Below are 2462 nucleotides of genomic sequence, written 5' to 3' on the forward strand. Positions count from 1 at the left end.
CTCCGAAAACCAAAGGGTGGACGGAAACGGTTTAACTGGCGGCAAAGATTCCACGAGTGACTTAAAGCAAAGATTCGCGATTTTACTGAGATGACTCTAACAGAGCTAGGAGGCAAAGTAATAGAAGTTGTGGCGGCTTACACGTCCAAGCTTGCTTACGATGGTTCTGGTACGGTTAAACGGGACTCAAAAAACTATGCTAAGCGCAACCTTCCCTTCAGCTAAGCGGTTCAATGCCGTTCGCGTAGCGTGGCCTACGGCCAATCTAAACGGCGCTTACAATATCGGTGCTAGAGGTGTGTTTAAACTCACTTACAGAAATGGTAGTGAGGGTCGTAAAGCGCAAAAGTTCTGGACGACCGCCTAGAAGCTGGGCTTGTCTCTGTGATTTGTGGGCTAGGGCTAGCTCCAGATTAGCATAGGACACCCCCACCTGGCTATCGCCACGCTACGCGAACGGCGACAGCCAGGTGGGGGAAGCTTCATGGGGTGAAAGTGTCAAAAAATACTAGGATGATGGAGTTGAGTCCTGATCAATAAAACTCCTGACAAAGCGTAACATTAATCGACATCTTGCCTTAGACTTAAAGAGTAGCTCTTTGGAGAACGATGTCAGTCAAGTATGTTCCACCAAGAGTCGCTGCTCAAAGACTTGGAGTTTCAACGAGAACTCTCGAAAGATGGCTCGAAGCCGGGAAAATCAAAGGGATCAAGACGCCGGGAGGTCAAAGAAGATACGACTTGGATTCAGTTGTCTCTATTCCACCAGCCAAACCAAAAAGAGACATCATCTTATATGCCAGAGTTTCAAGCCGCTCTCAAAAGAGTGACCTTGAACAACAAGTACGCTTTCTTAAGTCTCGTTACCCCGGTTGTGAAGTCATCTTTGACATCGGGTCAGGACTCAACTTCAAAAGATTTGGACTACAATCCTTACTGGACAGAGTTCTCAGCAACACTTGCGAGCTTATTGTCGTTGCCCACAAAGATCGGCTTTGCCGCTTTGGGTTCGATCTTATCTCATGGCTGTGCGGCAAATTTGAGACAAAGATACTGGTTCTCGACGAAACGCACCTCAGCCCAGAACAGGAAATGGTCGAAGATATCCTTGCAATCGTCCACGTCTTTAGTTGCCGACTCTATGGACTCAGGAAGTACAAAAAACGAATCCTTGATGACAGCGAGTTACCGAGTTTATCCAGTAAAGGAACTTGAGAAGATCTGGAAGAAGTGGGTTGCCGCCTCTCGAAAGGTCTACAACATATCTATTGATTATCTAAACAGAGAACAAGGCTATGTTAAGACTACCAAGAAGGGAGGGAAGCACGGATTTAGGACTTTTTTAAAAAGTTCTGGATTAATTCCTCAATGGTGCATTGATCTAGGTATATCAAAACTTTTAGACAATGCGTCAATGGAAGCTTACACCGCCTGGAAGGAGACGAAAAAACAGCCACAGTACATTGGTATTGGGAAAAAAAGAAAACTTAACCCTGACAGGGGAAGAAAACTAGCCAGGTTTAGGAGTATTCGCGATCAAACCGCTACTCTAAAGTTCGATCCTACAGCCTATAAAAATGGCCACTGGATGGTTTCGTCTACAAAACATCTACCATTACCAGAATTCAAGGGACACAACTATTGTGTACTGACTAAGGGATCTACTGAATTGACCTTCAACAAAGGTAGGTGGTTTGCTCACTTCCCTGTGCCTCTAAGGACTGAACCAACAATAACCGAGAAAATTATTGCCTTAGATCCGGGCGTCCGCACTTTCGTAACAGGATTTGATGGTTCGGATTTTTTAGAGTTCGGAAATGGTGATTTTAGCAAGATAGCCAAGCTTTGTAGTCATCTCGACCAAATAAAGTCAAAGCATGACAAAGTCAAAGGGAGGAAATTCAAGAGGCTACGTTACAAGCTCAGGAAAGCCATGGAACGCCAACGGACTAGAATAAAAAACCTGCGTTCTGAGATTCATAAACAAGTAGCGTCTTATCTAGCCAGAAACTACGACATTATTGTTCTGCCTACTTTTGAGACTTCTCAGATGGTAGCTAAAAAGAGGAGGAAGTTAAGGAGTAAAACTGCTCGCGCGATGATGAGTTGGGCATTCTACCAATTCTCGCAGACTTTAGGGCATTTGTGTAACCGGTACGGTTCCAAACTCGTAAGAATAACTGAGGAATACACCTCAAAGACCTGCACAAAATGCGGACACATCCATAGGAAACTTGGAGGATCCAAGAATTTTAAATGTCCCAAATGTGGGTATGAAATCCATAGAGATTTCAATGGAGCCGTGGGGATTTTCCTCAAGGCGATGTGGGATACCACCTTTACCGATCACGTCGGTGATGTTGTACTAGATGTCTTAAATGTCGAAGATGTCGCGGTTAAAAGTATCAGTTAGTCAGAAGTTGGTGATTCTTTCCGATGGTGCAGGCCAGTTTAATCTCCTA

Annotated in this window: 2 protein-coding genes and 1 pseudogene; all 3 read left to right on the forward strand. The window is 44.6% G+C overall.

Going from position 1 to position 2462, the window contains the following annotated elements; all coding sequences use genetic code 11:
* Positions 1–422: pseudogene (locus tag F6K53_RS37305) on the forward strand (IS200/IS605 family accessory protein TnpB-related protein); the annotation flags it as partial.
* A 187-nt stretch (positions 423–609) separates the two neighbouring features.
* Positions 610–1215, forward strand: a complete 606-nt coding sequence (locus F6K53_RS37310) for an IS607 family transposase (RefSeq protein WP_293084646.1) — start codon at positions 610–612, stop codon at positions 1213–1215.
* Positions 1175–2413: a transposase gene (locus tag F6K53_RS37315; RefSeq protein ID WP_293084649.1), complete on the forward strand. Its 1239-nt coding sequence runs from the start codon at positions 1175–1177 to the stop codon at positions 2411–2413. Before F6K53_RS37310 ends, F6K53_RS37315 begins: the two co-directional genes overlap by 41 nt.
* Positions 2414–2462: the final 49 nt, after the last annotated feature.

Source organism: Moorena sp. SIO4A1 (genome assembly GCF_010672065.1).
Taxonomy (GTDB): Bacteria; Cyanobacteriota; Cyanobacteriia; order Cyanobacteriales; family Coleofasciculaceae; genus Moorena.